Genomic DNA, 14,246 nt, shown 5'->3' on the forward strand with positions numbered 1-14,246 from the left:
ATTAAATACAATATTAAAAAACCCATTTAGAAGCCTAGTAAAAATGAAATCTACTTAAATACACTATTAAAAAAACCCCAATTAGAAGCATAGTAAAGATAAAAAATTAAAATAAAAAAAGTCGATTAAATAATCATTTTACAGGAAATATTAATTTCTATTTGGACAAGCTGGGATGAATAACCTTTATGCCATCATCCTTTAGCACGTCATATAACTCGGCATGCTCCGTATGGACAGGATATAAAACATCGGGATGAATCTCCCTTACCATCTCAAGAAGTTCAGGACCCTTCGCATGACCTGATACATGGAAGTGGTTATAGATTGGAATATCAAAATGGTTCAGCCAATTTTCGGTTATCTCATAATTCATCTCCATCTCCTCATTAAATGGTTCGGTTGTACTGTGAAGATAGATCGCATTTTCAGGTTTAATATCGATCAGCTCCATGAATGAAAAATTATCAAGGCGTATGATAAAGCCTGATTCATTATCCTGGATATCCCTATAGGTGTATGCGTTATCATAGTCCAGAAATTCCCTTTCCCATTTTTCATATTCCTTTATATAGATGTCCTCATCTGCATTAACCCAATTATTATCCTTTGAAACATAGAAATCACTTGAATGGCCATCACCATTTCTCAGGGAGGATACAAGTCCGTCGCCCTTACGCCTTATATATATTCCAATATTCTCATCATGGATACTTGGATAGATGGTCTTCTCCTCGTTTTCCTCCTCAATGAGCTTTAACATATATGCCTGTTTAGTGGAAACGAGCAATGTTCTGTCGGTCTCCTTTGCAATGTTATGGAAGGTAATCAGCCTGTCAAGATCCCTGAGGGGGAAATTGGCGATGACAAGGCCCTTGAAGTCACCGATTAGATTATAGACCCTCTCCTCGATATCCTCCTCCAGTTCAAGATACTCGATTCTGTTTCCTTCATCGTCGAATTCCTTTCTATGTTCCTCACTGTTGATTCTTGTACCCTCACATATCATGACATTAGGTGAGAATCTTCTGGCATGTTTTACAAAGTCCCTGGTCAAATCCCTGTTTCTACCGTGGAAACGTAGGTCCCCAGTATATACAACGTTTTCCTGGCTCCCCTCAATTAGAAAACCTGCGGCACCTGGAAGTGAGTGATCAACAGACGCAAGCTGAACGTTTAAGTCCCCGATAGCTTGAACATCATAAGGCTCAAGTATTCGAATATCCCTCGGATGTTTGGCCTCATCACCTGTAAGCTTCTTGAAACCGCTGCCGGTTTTTTTGGGAACATAGGTAAACTGTGTTTTATATTGATAGATATCCTTGAAACCGGAGTTGAGACCTGTCTCACCAATAACCTGCAGTATTATCTTGGAGTTCCGGGTCATGTAAATCGGAATGTCACTTCTAAGATGTGATATGTAATCCGCATGGTCCGCATGTGCATGTGATAGAAGCAGACCGTCCACGGCAGGTTTTTCCTCCTGTGGGATTCCCATATGACCTAGAAAATCAGACCTGTATATTCCCTTAACATCGGGTATAAGTCCCAGTTCAATAAAGTCCCCGATACCGTTAGCCTTTCTAGGATTAATGAATTCTGAGAAAAACTTACCGTATTGCTTAAAGCTCATTCCAAAATCAAGTAAAAGTGAGGTGGAATCCATATCCAATTTGATCTTGTTTCCACCAATCTCATCTACTCCGCCATAAAAACTAATATCACTCATATAAACCCCTTAAATTACATTCTAAAAAATAATTATTTTATAATAATTCGACACCGACTTATAAAGGATATTGGGATATCCTTTTATAGTTGGAATTACTATAATAATTATTGAAAAACATTATAAATCATGAAAAACATATTATAGTAATAGTATTAATTTAATGATTTATATAAATTAATAAATTAGTTTTATTGTTTTTTATAGTTCCTTAGTGTAATGGCAATCATACGAGACCCTGGATCTTGTGATGGCGGTTCGACTCCGCCAGGAACTACTATAACTTTTTGTTCTATTCCCTTTTTTTCTTATATAATAACATGTATTATTAAAACTGATTTTTATAATTTTTTAATGAAATCTTCAATTGAATTTAATAAAAAAATAAGGGTTTATTATTAATATTCATTTTTATAGAAAGCGTTATTAATTTTGAAAAAAAATGAGAAAAAGAGGATAATAATATTTTTTTTATTTTAAGTAGTGGTAATAAATGCAATCTACTTCGTCTGTGTTTGGTATCATGAAGCGGATTAAACAACCATAGTTATCATTAAATAATATTGTTGCTTCCATTAAGTCAGTGCTCCATGTTTTGCCATTATCGGATTTTTTAAGCATACTGTAACTTATGGGTAAATTCTCTTTAGATCCTTTTAGTGTGAATGCTGGTGGTTCGCGGTTGAATTGGTATTCCTCGTTTACTGCATTTGGTATTAGTTTTTCTATTACCTCATTTAATGATGCAAGATTGTTTTCTTCTTTTAATATTTTTAGTTCATCTGCAAGATTTGAATTTATTTTAATTGAAGTATATTTTCCCATATCCTATTTCCCCTTTTTAAAAAAATAAAAGAAATATATTGTTATATCTCTTTTATAATATCAAATATTCTATTATTATGCCGAATATTATTATTACAACAAATATTATGTAAAAATATTGGTTTTTGTTTAATTTTTTATTTTCTTTGAAATTTTTATATATTAAATATATTAAGAGTATTAATAAAATTAATTCTATTATATTTATAATATAATTCATTTTTCTCACCCCATTATTTTTTGGAAATTTTTATATATTAAGAAAAAGAATATATTACTATAAAAGTTATTAAGGGATTTCTCCCTTAATATTTTATTAGTAATATCTTAACTATTTGTAATAGTAGGATAATAATAGTTAAGATTTTTTCATCTTTTTCTTTAATTTTTTCCACCTCCTATTTGTTTTTACAATATTATATTGTACTACATACTATATAAATATTTTTATTTTCTTCTTTAAAAGTAGTATATATTATTAAAAAAAATAAAAAAGTAATAATAATTTTTAAAAAAAATAGCACTAAATCATATTTCCCTTATTAATCTGTGGGTAAAAAAAGAGAACATGTGATTTACTGCTAAAACATTTTTCCTTCATAATTTCCAGAATATAATTGAAACTTTAATTTAAATGTTTATGATTACATCTTACTATTACACTATTTTTTATACAAAAATAATTATTGTAATTAGTAGTTAATTACAACCGGTACCGAAACGGAATATAATATAATCATCAGAACCTACAGCATGAATATCAGACTCCAACTGTTTAACACCAATATCAACAACATATATTTTTTCAACACCTAACTGTCCAGTAGAATTAACTTTAGCCTCCTCAAAGAAGTCAGTGATAATTTTAACATCAGATGAATCAGAACCTAATGATTTAATAACTGATTGACTATTAGTGTAACTTTCAATACTAATATTTTCTACTTCATGATTACTGCCTACTATGAAAACAGGTATTTCTGCACCAACACCATCAAGTGAAAGATAATTAGTATTGTCATTAACAACAATTCGTGGTCTATTTTTCAATGCTTCATAAGTTACCATATTTTTATATCTCCTTATTTTTATATTGGATTAATTTTTTTCTAAATTCTGATAAGGTAATACTTGGCATAATTTTATCTTCTTGAAAAGAGTTTAATAATTTTTTTTCTTCCTCAAATTGAGAAGTTAATTTATTATATGCAAGCATACCCATATGTAGTGAGTTATTCTCATCTACAAGACTAATTAAGGTTAATTTAGATTTTTTATTTTTAGAATTATTCTTCACGTCCTTTTTAATTTCTTCATTTTGATTATCTTTATTTTCTGTCATGATTTAAACCTAAAAATTAATTTTTTTTATAAAACTAAATAATTATCTGGATTCCATCTGCGACCGCCGATAAGATGCTTTTTATAATAATCTACATTGAGTTTGATAATTCTACGATACAAGATAGGATTACGGTTATACTCATCTTGATTAAAAATAGCTTGAATTCGGAATGTAGTAGGAAAAATAAAATTATTAAAAAGAAGATTAGATGGATGATATTCATCAGGATTAGGACAAAATCCTTTCACGGCAAGACTATTTTTACTAGTTCTTGCAGAACATTCTTTGTGACTTGTAGAACATAAATGAGTTTTATTATCATAATTTATACAGAACATATAATTCTGTGTTCTTGCAAGAAACAATAACTCCTCTACTCTATCAGAAATAACATCACGGTCTCTTTTGTCATTGTACCAACAATTTATAACAATTGTATCAGAGGTTTTCTGATAGTATACATCTTGAGTAAATAACTTGTTAGGATGATCTGAATCATATTGTGGATGATTTTCATCCAAGGGTAATTTCTCTTGTAATACATAAGGTAAATCTGAAGGTCTTCCCCCTTCAGAATCAATTGTTATACAAGGGATCGTGTCTAAAGGAAATTGTCTTATTACAACAGGAACATTTTCCCCAAGATGAGTTTTAACATTATCTTGAAGAATTTTGAGTATTATTTGTTGTATATTCATTTTAAGCCCCTTTTTTGTAATGCTAAATCTAAAGCTTTAGTAGTTGTTTGATTTTGTTCAAGAGCTTCAATTGCACGTAATGGGAAATTATTGGGTGCCATTTTAGAAGTACCATTAATTACATATTGCACATATTCAACATTAGGAGTTTTAATATATTTTACATGAGGATTACCTTTATCAGAAACAATACTTCCCCTTAAATTTCCAGTATCTACAGGAGCTCCTCCACTTGGATTTTTCCCCCCAGCTACACCTTCACCTGGTTTCATCATTTCATGTACTGCCTCATCAGTAATATGATCGAGAACATCAGAAAGGATTGCCGAATATGTTTTTTGTGATAATTTTTCCATTCCCGATCCAGATATATCAATTTTAAAACCTAACATATTAATCCATATCCCCAAGTAAAAAAAAATTTTTTAAATTTAAAAAAAATGAGTAATGTTTTTAATCTTCTAATTTTATTGGAGGTACACGTAATTCAAATAAGGTTAATTCCATATGATTTAAGAAATGATTCCATAATGCTGGACGTCCATAAACTTTAAAATATTGTCCATTATAGAGAATAATATCTTCTTCTTGAACGTTTGCTGATGGTTCAAGATTTGCTATATATTGATTTTTTTGTTCATTACCATGTTCGGAGTTTTCATTATCAAATCTTTTTTTCTGAATATCTGCTATATATTCTGCAATGAATTTATTTACAAATTCAGGTTCCCCATCATCATCATAATCTCCAGTTTCAGTATATCTATAAACACGGATTTTAGCATTTGGGAAGAATAAACTCATAACATCACACACCTACAATGATACCTATTTTTTAAAGAATTAATTTTATTATTGATTTGTGTGTAAAGTGATGTATTTGAATTATATGAAATAGACACGTTACCTTCAGTTATTGATGATATTTCATTTGCTTGATTATCTGCTTTTTGAAATGTATATAATATAATATCATATAGTAATGATTTGATTGTACTGTTAAATTCTTGTTGAGTAAACCCAACAAGATATTCTAATTCAATTTTTCCATTAAAAATATGATTAAAATATATTATACCTTCCTTTGGTATAAGCATATAATCATCTAAATTTAAGTTTTTATCATTAATAATTAATTTTTGAATTGAAAGTACAGGGTAATAATCAAGAAGAATAACATCGGATGAAAAATTATTAATGTAAATAGTATTTACTTTTGGATTAATATTTATTCCAATTAAACCTTCAAGTTGATTTAATTTAACTTCACACAAATTAATTAATTCTTCATCAGTTAAATCCAAAGTTATATTATTCATTTTAAGATAATTTTTTAATTCAATGATATTAAAATCAAAATTATTCATCTTAAATAACCCTTCTATAATTATTTATTATGTTGCAGTTAAAGATACAATTTTATCTGCAACATTCCCTTCAACATCTAAATCATCTGTAACAGTAGTATAACCAGTACATTTTACGGTTGCAACATATGATCCCATAGGAACATTATTTATATTGCAACCACCAGTAGATCCAGATTTTCCACTAGCATATACCTCTCCAGTAACCTTATTTTTTAATGTTACACTTGCACCAGTAATTGGATTTGTACCATCATTAATAGTATAATGCACAGTATAAGTTTTACTGGTGTCATCTACTTTTTTCCAATACCACTAATAAATCCATTTCTAAACTGAGCAATATTTTGAGAAGTAATGAAGTTTGCAACAGCAAAACGTTTTCCAAGTTTATTTGTTGGGATATTTTCTATAACACTAGGAGCCATGAGTTCACGAACTTCGATAGTGGAAGAATCAACAAAGAGCATACTATCATTTCCAGTTGAATCAGATTTAAGATTTGCATCAATGAGGATAGGGATTTCTGAACCATTCATTGACTCATATGTATTAACTCTATGACCAAGACCAATGTCAATTTTATCGTTATAACGTCTATATGGTGCAGCGAGTTTTTTCAATTGTTTCCCTACATTTGCGGTAGTGACAATGCAATCCACATTACCTCCATTTCCATCGATAATTTTTGTAAGCATGTCATCAATTACATCTTCACTGATTCCTTCACCTTTAAGATCTATTTTATTATCAGTAACTTGACTAGTAAAACCTTTAAAAGTATTATTTGTACCATCACCTTGTAACAATGCACTATCTGCCATATTTTTTACATTAATAAATCCTTTATCAATCTCTCTTTGAATAAGATCAATTACAGTATTCCCCATTTCAGCCATCATAGAAATATCAATAGGTTGAATAAGAGTAGCCATTTTAGCAGTTTCTTCTGTATAAGTAGTTGAGGTAGCTTCAGGAATATCATCATCCTCAGCGATAAATTGTGCTACAGACCCATTATTTTCTTTATAAAAACCAACTTGAGAAGTACTTGCACTTTGAACACAACCTTTTGACTCTAAAAATCGAAGATATGGTGCTTGATCAAAGATTTTACTTTTAATCTCTTTAGTATATTCAATTTGCATTGAAGTTGGTGCATTAGTAGTAACAGTCATCGCTTTTCTTAATTCTTTTAATTCATTTGACTGTGATTCAAGTTTAGTTGCAATATCATGGATAGTTAATTCAGACATAAATATCAATTACTCCTAATATTTTTTAAAAAAAATTTATTTTTTATATAAAAATAGTATATTCTAATTCATACTAACTATTTTTTCAGCTATACTTTTTGTAGAATATTCATTTTCATTTTTTTCTACTGATTCATTTTGTAAAGCTTTATCTACATGGTTTTTTGGATTTCTATTATCTTGAAGATTTTTAAAAAATCTATTATTAAATTCCTGAAGTTTAGAATCCATGTTCTTATTGAATTCAGTAAGTAAACTTTTTACAATTTCATCATCAGATTCGGTATCTGATTCAGTTTTGTTTCCTTGTTCTAATGCTTCAGCTATAGCAGTATTAACCATACTATTAATTTTTGATTCAACGTTACTAAGAACAGTTTCAGCGATTGATTGTTCTTTTTCAGCCATTAACTCATTGAAATATTTTTCAGCATCTTCTTGTGTAATGAATTTTGTATTTTCATTATTTTCAGTTTCATTTTCATTAACATCAATATTATTATTGGTTTCTTCTTCTTTAGACATATTATTCGCCTTTAAATTTTTTATTATATTATGACATGCCCCGGTAAAACAATTTGATTTTACGAGATTTTTACTTCTAACAGTTCCGAAAGTATCCCAATTCGCAGGTAATGCTGTTAGACTAATCTCTTTTAAATTAATGTTTTTTATTGTCTTTGTGGTGGTATCATAATCTTTTACAAATCCACCAATACTAAGTCCAAGATGAATACCAGTATCTAACATGTCCTTAATAAGTGGTGAATATTTTTTGGTTACAAGAAATTTTATATGGAGTTTTCCTTCACTTTCAGAAACATCTTTAACTGCACCTATTACATGATCAAGACCATATCTATGATCACCATGAATATTTAGTGTAGGTGCTTGTTCAACCATTTTTTTCATTGCATCTGGAGAAATAATTTCACCATACAAATCTTTATTTGTAGTTGAGGCTATTCCCTCAAGTAGAATCCTTTCATTTTCTTCAGTATTAGCTGTAAAGTCCTCTACAGATTTTCTTGTTAGTGGACTATACACAATGAATCCATTTGACATAATTCACCTTTATCTTTTATTAAAAAAAGTTTAATTTAATATATAAGTTTCTTCTTAAAGAGAATTCTTTTAATTAAAAAGATTTAAAAAATAATATTATATAAAAAGAATAAAAAAATAATGGAAGAATAAAAAAATGAGAATAATGAATTTTAGATTTAGAGTGTGAATAATATTCCATATAGAAAAACAGGTATTTTTAATCTAAAAAAAATTGAATCTTATTTTTTTTTACTCTTCAAAATATAAAGGTGGAAAAATAGAAAATCATATTAAAAAAGTATTATTAAAATAATTAAAAAAAAATCAATGTAAATATTATAGAAATAATTAATAATCTAAAACCACACCTACTTTTACAAATTTTGGGTTTGTTGAATTCCTATTTTTTATAAAAATTTAAACAATAATTAATGCTTGAAAATCAATTTTAAGAAAATTTATTCAAAAGATTTTGAGGATTTCAACAAAGCCCAAATTTTATCATTAATAATCTTATCATTACCTTTAATCACATCTTCAAATGTAGCAAGTAGTCCTCCTTGAAAATCATGCATATTAAAATCTTCACAAAAAAGAGAATCAACAAGAAAAGAAGAATCAGGAACAGACTCAAAATTCATAGAAAAAGCATAAGCAAAAATAAAACAAATTAAAGAAACAAATAAAAACAATAACGAAACAAACAATAAACCACAAGAAGAGAATTTACCTAAAAAAGAAATACCATCATTAAACAAAATACAATTAACCCAAAGACTAGAAAGTAAAGTAACCTCCAAAGTTAACATTGCACCAGTTAACAAAATCATCCGACTATTTTTCTCATCAACCAACCGGTTACGATCAACATCCTCATCATACACATGCAACATCAACTCCAACAATAACCCATCATCCAGATTACGCAAACTTACCACTCTTTTATATAATTCTTTAAAAAAAGAAAATAATCCCGTTTAAAATATATTACAGTATATTTTAAACTTGAAAAAAATAGTATTAATTACTCACTTAATACAAGTTATAATTAATACTATTTTTTTCTGATTATTAATCTTTAAAGTTTTCTAATCATCTGAGTAAATTTTTACTCCATGTTCTTTTTTCCATTCTTTAAATTCCTTAGAAGACATTTTTCCAATTCTTTCTAATTCTTCCATGGAACAAGCCGAAAGAGCTTCTCTTAATTTATTTACATTTTCAGAACTAAATTCAAAAGGACATTCATCAGACATTATAAGTCCACCTCTTTAAATTTAATATTCTCATTTAACAAAGAATCATTTTTGATTTTATACCATAACCTATCATTAAACTCATAAGGATAAGACAAACCATACCTCTGAGATATTAAAAAATTATCAGAATATAAATCATTAAATTTATCAGCAATAGATTCTGCATAATATTCATCGGTTATATGTTTTTTAATTTTTCATTAAATATATGATTTACGAATTTAAATCATGTATAGATTTTACTACTAAAAAATTATATATTGCAGATACAAATATAACAGACAAAGATTATGCAAAAAAAGTTTATGATGAATTTGACGAATTATGTGCTGATAACTTTATTGTTGCTCATAAATATGGTTTATCTTATCCTTATGATTTTAATGAAAGATTATGGTATAAAATTAGAACTAATTCTTTATTGAATGAAATTATTAAATTTAAAGAGGTGGACTTATAATGTCTGAAGAATTGTTTAAAACATTTGGAAAAGGTAATTTTTATAAATTAGGCGAAATTATTTTTTCTTTATCTGAGGAAGAACAAGATAAAATTTTGAATATGTCTTCTGAGGAATTTAAAAAATGGAAAAAAGAGCATGGATTAAAAGATTATAATTAAAATAGAAATATTTAATTATTAAACCATATTATCCTTGTTTTTAATTCATTTTATTTTAAAAATTCGTAAATCATATATTTAATGAAAAATTAAAAAACATATCAAAAAAATAAAAATTTGATTAAAATGTCTAATGAAATACAAATAAATAAAAAAGAAGTAAAAAGTATTTTTACTAAATCTAATTTACCAGTAGGTGACTATTCAATAAATCCTTATATAGGATGTTTGCATGCATGTAAGTACTGTTATGCAACATTTATGAAAAGATTCACAAAACATGACGAGAAATGGGGAGAATTTTTAGATATTAAATATTGGCCAAAAATACGAAACCCAAATAAATATGATGGAAAATCAATATTCATAGGATCAGTAACAGATCCCTACCAAAAGGCAGAAGAAAAATATGAAAGAACAAAATCATTACTAGAACAACTAGAAGGAGTAAATGTTGAAATAAGTATTGCAACAAAATCCGACCTTGTACTAAGAGATCTTGATTTAATCAAATCATTTCCAAATTCAAGAGTATCATGGTCAATAAATACTTTAGATGATACTTTTCAGCAGGACATGGATAAGGCAGTAAGTATATCTAGAAGAATAAAAGCAATGAAAAAATTCCATAAAGAAGGAGTAAGAACAACATGTTTTATTTCACCTATATTTCCAGAAATCACTGATATACCTAGTATAATAGAAAAAACCAGAAAATATTGTAATCTTATATGGTTAGAAAACCTTAATTTAAGAGGAGACTATAAAAAAGTCATATTAAATTATATTAAACAGAATTATCCACAATATGAAGAATTATATCAGCAAATATATAATAAAAAAGATAAATCATATTGGGTAAAATTAGATAATCAAATGAAACAGTACTGTAGAAAAGAAAATTTACTGTATTTAATTAATGATGATTCTATAAAAAGACCATTTAATGATAATCCAATAGTGGTAAATTATTTCTATCATGAAAAAATTAAAAAATCCTCACGAAAAAATAATTCAAATTAAAAATAGAAACTTAAATTTTATAATTATTTTTTTATAAAATTAGTTATTTTTTTAAAAGAAGTTTATTAAAATTTAAAATTAAGGTGGAATTATTGACTTCCACCAACAATTGCATCTTGTATTCTAGTATGTGGACCTCCATCACCAACTGGTGCAATTTGACCATCTTTACCACAGAATCCAACACTAGTTTTAAAGTCAGATCCAAGTCCATCAATATGTTTAAGTGTTTCAAGTATATTACCACTTAAAGATACATCACGTAATGGATTCGTAAATCATATATTTAATGAAAAATTAAAAAACCCAGATGGAAATTTTATTATTTCAGAAAATGCAAATATTGAAAGAAAAGATTTTTAATCTTTTCTCCAACTTTTTTTATAAACCCAATCTTCTTTTTTCCTTCAAAAAGAGAATAATGATAAATATATTACAAAAAATTTAATATTCACTTACAATAATTACAAAATCAAAATCCCACCCATTATCATAATAATAATGACATAACGGATAATACAAATCATCAACTAAATCCTTTTTTTGTTTAAATGTAATTACTGTGTTTAATTTAAAAATTATTTCAACATTACTATCTAAATATTCAGGTAATTTAAAAATAGAATATCCATCTATAATTGAATAATAATCCAAATAATTACCTAATATTTCCTCAGAAATATATTTTTCTATTTGCTCTTGATTTTTAAAAAACACATTATCAACCATTCAAATCACCATATAAAAAAAATAAAAATCTTTATTTATAAACCCAATCTTCTTTTTTCCTTCAAAAGAGCATTGCGCTCTCTTGTAAAATCCTTATGTGCATGTTTACTGAGAAAACTTGAACCCAACGGTGCCTTCTCAGTATCCCGGACAATCAAAACCCCCTGATTTATTAATTTCCTCCTTTTTCGTTGATATGCTGCTTTTTGTTCTTTTCTTGCCTGAGTCCTGCAATAATCGCTGCAGTATAGTTGTATTCGTAAATCATATATTTAATGAAAAATTAAAAAACAGAATCAAATACTTTTTAAATTTTCTTTAATAACATGATTATTTTTATCAAATATTTGTTCAAGATAGTGAGTAGCTGAAGATTTAGGAGCATCAAAAAATTTATCACCATCTTTTATTAAATAAATATTTATTTTTTTACCATTTTTTAAGGGATAAACATCAAATGTTAATTCTGTAATACGGTCATCAAAACATATAGAGGAATCATCTATTTTACAAAATTTTTCAACAAAAATATCAAATGCATTCTCCATTAACCATTCTTGAGGAATTTCATATAATTTTTCCCAAGATAACTTTTTAAGTTCATCATAAGATAAATCTTTATAATTCATACTTTCACTTCTATCATTTTAATTTTTAATTTTTTGTTAAATATATGATTTACAAATGTGTATATTGAAAGAAAAGGTTAACCTTCTTCAACTTTTTTTATAATTTTAATCTTTTTCATTCAAAAAGAGCATTATAATAAATATAGTACAAAAAGTTTTAATATTCACTTACAATTACAAAGTCAATATCCCAATCCCTGCTAAAATAATAATGAGATAACTCGTATAAATCATCAACTAAATCTTCTTTTTGTTCAACACTAATTTCTTTATTTAATTTAAAAATGATTTCCACATTCTTTATTAAATAATCAGGTAAAGGAACAACAAAATAATCATCTATAATAGGATATTTTTTAATTAATTCCTCAGAAATATATTTTTCTATTTGCTCTTGATTTTTAAAAAATACATTATCCACCATTCAAATCACCATACAAAAAATAAAATTCTTTATAACCCCCAATCTCCTTTTTTCTTTCAAAAAAGAGTATATATTCCAAATAAAATCATTATCTTTTACTTTATAAATATTAATTCAAATTTATAAATAAATTGAAATATAATTTTTAAAATTACTATCTACGAATTCAATATTAGACAAACATAATTCTTGGATAGCATAATCTAAATAACCTTTATCAAATTCCTCTAAAAATAATTTAATATCTTCATCAGATATTTCTTTCCCCTTAATTATATTTTCTTTTGAAGGTATTTCATATTCAATTCCCATTTCTATAAAAAATTTTTTAACTAATTCAATTTCCTCTTTTTTAATTCCTTTATTAACATTTTTATTAAATATCTTTTTTATTGAGTGTCTTCGTTTATCTTCAATTAATTTTATTGCTTGAAGAGCATTAATATTTAAAATTTCACCTGTTTCAATATGTCTAAAATAACTTTCAGAATAATCCCCAAAAATACTTTTATCTGGATTAAACATATACTCCCATTTTCTATTTTCCAATAATATCTGATTAATATTTTTTGAATCAAGATTTTTACTAAATATTTTTCTAAGCATAATATCCCATATTATAAAACTTAATCTTCTTTTATTTAAAAAACAGTGATTTCCTTTTAAAAATTTTATGTTCATATTTACTAAGAAAATTTTAACCTAAAAAAGGCTTTTTTCAGTATATTTAACAATAATAAGATTATCACAGATAAACTTTTCTTCATTATTAAAATTCTACTTTCTGTTTTTTCTCTATTTTTGTACAAAAAATCTATAATGTTATTATTTAATTTCACAGTTTTATTAAAGCCGTTACACAAGTTTTTAATTAATTTAGAATATTAATAATAAAAATAAATTGTAATTAGCAATCAATTACAAAAATACAATATAAAAAAATAGTTAATTTAAAAATACCTCCTTTAACAAAGCATTTCCAATAATCGAACTGGTTGGATTAATAATCCTCTATCAGAAAAAAGATATTCTGAATCAACTATTCCCAAATCTTCAGGATCATCATAATTAGCACAATCCTCACCATATAAATTTCTAATAAAATCAGAATCATTTTTTAATAAGTCATCATTTAAAAATTCTAATTTCCGTTTAATATCATGAAATCCAGTTATTAAAAATAGTTCAATAACTTTTTTTTTCATATTCTTCATAAGTCATAGGATACTTTTTTTTCTTTCATCTTTTTCATCTCCTATACCTTATTCCTTCAACAATATCAAAATTTCTATTT

Annotated in this window: 22 protein-coding genes and 1 pseudogene; 3 read left to right on the forward strand and 20 right to left on the reverse strand. The window is 26.6% G+C overall.

Annotation, left to right across the window (positions count from 1 at the left end):
• Positions 1-157: 157 nt before the first annotated feature.
• The 14 genes from ABM4_RS05235 to ABM4_RS08990 all read right to left on the reverse strand — a co-directional run bounded on the left by ABM4_RS05235 (position 158) and on the right by ABM4_RS08990 (position 9,523).
• Entirely contained in the window at positions 158-1,729 is a 1,572-nt protein-coding gene (locus ABM4_RS05235; RefSeq protein ID WP_016358636.1) for an MBL fold metallo-hydrolase, read from the reverse strand.
• A 471-nt stretch (positions 1,730-2,200) separates the two neighbouring features.
• Positions 2,201-2,554, reverse strand: a complete 354-nt coding sequence (locus ABM4_RS05240; protein WP_016358637.1) for a hypothetical protein — start codon at positions 2,552-2,554, stop codon at positions 2,201-2,203.
• 52 nt (positions 2,555-2,606) lie between these two features.
• Entirely contained in the window at positions 2,607-2,774 is a 168-nt protein-coding gene (locus ABM4_RS08985; RefSeq protein WP_156815330.1) for a hypothetical protein, read from the reverse strand.
• 479 nt (positions 2,775-3,253) lie between these two features.
• Complete coding sequence (locus ABM4_RS05245) at positions 3,254-3,622, reverse strand: hypothetical protein (protein WP_016358638.1); 369 nt, start codon at positions 3,620-3,622, stop codon at positions 3,254-3,256.
• 4 nt (positions 3,623-3,626) lie between these two features.
• Positions 3,627-3,896: a hypothetical protein gene (locus ABM4_RS05250; protein ID WP_016358639.1), complete on the reverse strand. Its 270-nt coding sequence runs from the start codon at positions 3,894-3,896 to the stop codon at positions 3,627-3,629.
• 26 nt (positions 3,897-3,922) lie between these two features.
• The gene (locus ABM4_RS05255; RefSeq protein WP_016358640.1) at positions 3,923-4,597 is read right to left on the reverse strand and encodes a hypothetical protein; all 675 of its coding nucleotides are present in this window, start codon (positions 4,595-4,597) and stop codon (positions 3,923-3,925) included.
• The gene (locus ABM4_RS05260) at positions 4,594-4,953 is read right to left on the reverse strand and encodes a hypothetical protein (protein WP_156815331.1); all 360 of its coding nucleotides are present in this window, start codon (positions 4,951-4,953) and stop codon (positions 4,594-4,596) included. Before ABM4_RS05260 ends, ABM4_RS05255 begins: the two co-directional genes overlap by 4 nt.
• 97 nt (positions 4,954-5,050) lie before the next feature.
• Complete coding sequence (locus ABM4_RS05265; protein ID WP_016358642.1) at positions 5,051-5,401, reverse strand: hypothetical protein; 351 nt, start codon at positions 5,399-5,401, stop codon at positions 5,051-5,053.
• Positions 5,398-5,964, reverse strand: a complete 567-nt coding sequence (locus ABM4_RS05270; RefSeq protein ID WP_016358643.1) for a hypothetical protein — start codon at positions 5,962-5,964, stop codon at positions 5,398-5,400. Before ABM4_RS05270 ends, ABM4_RS05265 begins: the two co-directional genes overlap by 4 nt.
• Before the next feature lie 27 nt (positions 5,965-5,991).
• Entirely contained in the window at positions 5,992-6,237 is a 246-nt protein-coding gene (locus ABM4_RS05275; protein ID WP_016358644.1) for a carboxypeptidase-like regulatory domain-containing protein, read from the reverse strand.
• 23 nt (positions 6,238-6,260) lie between these two features.
• Entirely contained in the window at positions 6,261-7,220 is a 960-nt protein-coding gene (locus ABM4_RS05280; protein WP_016358645.1) for a phage major capsid protein, read from the reverse strand.
• A 63-nt stretch (positions 7,221-7,283) separates the two neighbouring features.
• Complete coding sequence (locus ABM4_RS05285; RefSeq protein ID WP_016358646.1) at positions 7,284-8,285, reverse strand: hypothetical protein; 1,002 nt, start codon at positions 8,283-8,285, stop codon at positions 7,284-7,286.
• 440 nt (positions 8,286-8,725) lie between these two features.
• On the reverse strand, positions 8,726-9,196 hold the full coding sequence (locus ABM4_RS05290) for a hypothetical protein (RefSeq protein ID WP_048200865.1): 471 nt from the start codon (positions 9,194-9,196) through the stop codon (positions 8,726-8,728).
• A gap of 159 nt (positions 9,197-9,355) precedes the next feature.
• On the reverse strand, positions 9,356-9,523 hold the full coding sequence (locus ABM4_RS08990; RefSeq protein WP_016358648.1) for a hypothetical protein: 168 nt from the start codon (positions 9,521-9,523) through the stop codon (positions 9,356-9,358).
• Between the two features lie 211 nt (positions 9,524-9,734).
• On the opposite strand from ABM4_RS08990, the gene ABM4_RS05295 reads away from it, so the two are divergent.
• The 3 genes from ABM4_RS05295 to ABM4_RS05300 all read left to right on the forward strand — a co-directional run bounded on the left by ABM4_RS05295 (position 9,735) and on the right by ABM4_RS05300 (position 11,170).
• Positions 9,735-9,986 (forward strand): hypothetical protein, encoded by a 252-nt coding sequence (locus ABM4_RS05295; protein ID WP_016358649.1) that lies wholly within the window; start codon positions 9,735-9,737, stop codon positions 9,984-9,986.
• Positions 9,986-10,147: a hypothetical protein gene (locus tag ABM4_RS08995; protein ID WP_016358650.1), complete on the forward strand. Its 162-nt coding sequence runs from the start codon at positions 9,986-9,988 to the stop codon at positions 10,145-10,147. Before ABM4_RS05295 ends, ABM4_RS08995 begins: the two co-directional genes overlap by 1 nt.
• A 126-nt stretch (positions 10,148-10,273) precedes the next feature.
• Complete coding sequence (locus tag ABM4_RS05300) at positions 10,274-11,170, forward strand: radical SAM mobile pair protein B (protein ID WP_016358651.1); 897 nt, start codon at positions 10,274-10,276, stop codon at positions 11,168-11,170.
• Between the two features lie 89 nt (positions 11,171-11,259).
• Here ABM4_RS05300 and ABM4_RS09125 read toward each other — a convergent pair.
• The 6 genes and pseudogenes from ABM4_RS09125 to ABM4_RS05325 all read right to left on the reverse strand — a co-directional run.
• Positions 11,260-11,445, reverse strand: a pseudogene (locus ABM4_RS09125) (metallopeptidase TldD-related protein); the annotation flags it as partial.
• Between the two features lie 169 nt (positions 11,446-11,614).
• Entirely contained in the window at positions 11,615-11,899 is a 285-nt protein-coding gene (locus ABM4_RS05305) for a hypothetical protein (RefSeq protein WP_016358652.1), read from the reverse strand.
• Between the two features lie 296 nt (positions 11,900-12,195).
• Positions 12,196-12,528, reverse strand: coding sequence for a hypothetical protein (locus ABM4_RS05310; protein ID WP_016358653.1), 333 nt, complete (start codon positions 12,526-12,528; stop codon positions 12,196-12,198).
• Positions 12,529-12,685: 157 nt separating this feature from the next.
• The gene (locus ABM4_RS05315) at positions 12,686-12,952 is read right to left on the reverse strand and encodes a hypothetical protein (RefSeq protein ID WP_016358654.1); all 267 of its coding nucleotides are present in this window, start codon (positions 12,950-12,952) and stop codon (positions 12,686-12,688) included.
• Between the two features lie 120 nt (positions 12,953-13,072).
• A complete protein-coding gene (locus ABM4_RS05320; protein ID WP_048200868.1) occupies positions 13,073-13,558 on the reverse strand; it encodes a hypothetical protein in 486 nt (161 codons plus the stop codon).
• Between the two features lie 359 nt (positions 13,559-13,917).
• Positions 13,918-14,166, reverse strand: a complete 249-nt coding sequence (locus ABM4_RS05325) for a hypothetical protein (protein ID WP_016358656.1) — start codon at positions 14,164-14,166, stop codon at positions 13,918-13,920.
• Positions 14,167-14,246 lie beyond the last annotated feature (80 nt).

Source organism: Methanobrevibacter sp. AbM4 (genome assembly GCF_000404165.1).
Taxonomy (GTDB): domain Archaea; phylum Methanobacteriota; class Methanobacteria; order Methanobacteriales; family Methanobacteriaceae; genus Methanarmilla; species Methanarmilla boviskoreani.

Bases quoted from the DNA above. Each gene is read 5' to 3' on its own strand.
- ABM4_RS05235 (WP_016358636.1), bottom strand. From the start codon at position 1,729: ATGAGTGATATTAGTTTTTATGGCGGAGTAGATGAGATTGGTGGAAAC.
- ABM4_RS05240 (WP_016358637.1), bottom strand. From the start codon at position 2,554: ATGGGAAAATATACTTCAATTAAAATAAATTCAAATCTTGCAGATGAA.
- ABM4_RS08985 (WP_156815330.1), bottom strand. From the start codon at position 2,774: ATGAATTATATTATAAATATAATAGAATTAATTTTATTAATACTCTTA.
- ABM4_RS05245 (WP_016358638.1), bottom strand. From the start codon at position 3,622: ATGGTAACTTATGAAGCATTGAAAAATAGACCACGAATTGTTGTTAAT.
- ABM4_RS05250 (WP_016358639.1), bottom strand. From the start codon at position 3,896: ATGACAGAAAATAAAGATAATCAAAATGAAGAAATTAAAAAGGACGTG.
- ABM4_RS05255 (WP_016358640.1), bottom strand. From the start codon at position 4,597: ATGAATATACAACAAATAATACTCAAAATTCTTCAAGATAATGTTAAA.
- ABM4_RS05260 (WP_156815331.1), bottom strand. From the start codon at position 4,953: ATGGAAAAATTATCACAAAAAACATATTCGGCAATCCTTTCTGATGTT.
- ABM4_RS05265 (WP_016358642.1), bottom strand. From the start codon at position 5,401: ATGAGTTTATTCTTCCCAAATGCTAAAATCCGTGTTTATAGATATACT.
- ABM4_RS05270 (WP_016358643.1), bottom strand. From the start codon at position 5,964: ATGAATAATTTTGATTTTAATATCATTGAATTAAAAAATTATCTTAAA.
- ABM4_RS05280 (WP_016358645.1), bottom strand. From the start codon at position 7,220: ATGTCTGAATTAACTATCCATGATATTGCAACTAAACTTGAATCACAG.
- ABM4_RS05285 (WP_016358646.1), bottom strand. From the start codon at position 8,285: ATGTCAAATGGATTCATTGTGTATAGTCCACTAACAAGAAAATCTGTA.
- ABM4_RS08990 (WP_016358648.1), bottom strand. From the start codon at position 9,523: ATGTCTGATGAATGTCCTTTTGAATTTAGTTCTGAAAATGTAAATAAA.
- ABM4_RS05295 (WP_016358649.1), top strand. From the start codon at position 9,735: ATGATTTACGAATTTAAATCATGTATAGATTTTACTACTAAAAAATTA.
- ABM4_RS08995 (WP_016358650.1), top strand. From the start codon at position 9,986: ATGTCTGAAGAATTGTTTAAAACATTTGGAAAAGGTAATTTTTATAAA.
- ABM4_RS05300 (WP_016358651.1), top strand. From the start codon at position 10,274: ATGTCTAATGAAATACAAATAAATAAAAAAGAAGTAAAAAGTATTTTT.
- ABM4_RS05305 (WP_016358652.1), bottom strand. From the start codon at position 11,899: ATGGTTGATAATGTGTTTTTTAAAAATCAAGAGCAAATAGAAAAATAT.
- ABM4_RS05310 (WP_016358653.1), bottom strand. From the start codon at position 12,528: ATGAATTATAAAGATTTATCTTATGATGAACTTAAAAAGTTATCTTGG.
- ABM4_RS05315 (WP_016358654.1), bottom strand. From the start codon at position 12,952: ATGGTGGATAATGTATTTTTTAAAAATCAAGAGCAAATAGAAAAATAT.
- ABM4_RS05320 (WP_048200868.1), bottom strand. From the start codon at position 13,558: ATGCTTAGAAAAATATTTAGTAAAAATCTTGATTCAAAAAATATTAAT.
- ABM4_RS05325 (WP_016358656.1), bottom strand. From the start codon at position 14,166: ATGAAGAATATGAAAAAAAAAGTTATTGAACTATTTTTAATAACTGGA.